The sequence below is a fragment of the Cupriavidus sp. 05N39 genome (genome assembly GCF_056397325.1).
Genome location: NZ_JBFTNE010000397.1, coordinates 1 through 372, shown reverse-complemented (window position 1 = coordinate 372; position 372 = coordinate 1). Strand labels below are relative to the sequence as shown.

At 73.4% G+C, this 372-nt stretch carries 1 protein-coding gene; it reads left to right on the top strand.

Annotation, left to right across the window (positions count from 1 at the left end; translation table 11 throughout):
- Nucleotides 1–372: FAD-dependent oxidoreductase (locus tag AC1DN0_RS41880; protein ID WP_477146727.1), on the top strand; the 372-nt coding region annotated here is incomplete at both ends.

Here is a 372-nt window from a genome sequence, read left to right as displayed (position 1 = left end):
GCCGCAGGCCGCGCACCTGCGCCCGGGCTGGATGCTGCACGCCGCCCTCTGGCTGTACGACCACCTCGGCCATGCCGACCCGGCCTTCCCGCGTTCGCAGCGCCTGGACCTGCGCCGCGATCCACGCGGGGCGGTGCTGCACGCGGACGTCCGCCGTGGTTTCAGCTATGCCGACGCGCGCGTGGACGATGCCCGCCTGGTGTTGCTCAACGTGCTGGACGCGCATGAGCGCGGTGCCCGGATCCGCGTGCGCACGCGCTGCGAACAGCTGATCCGCCATCGCGATCATTGGTGGGCGGTGCTGCGCGACGCCGATGGCAGCATCGTGCGCCTGCGCACCCGCGCGGTGGTCAATGCCACCGGCCCCTGGGC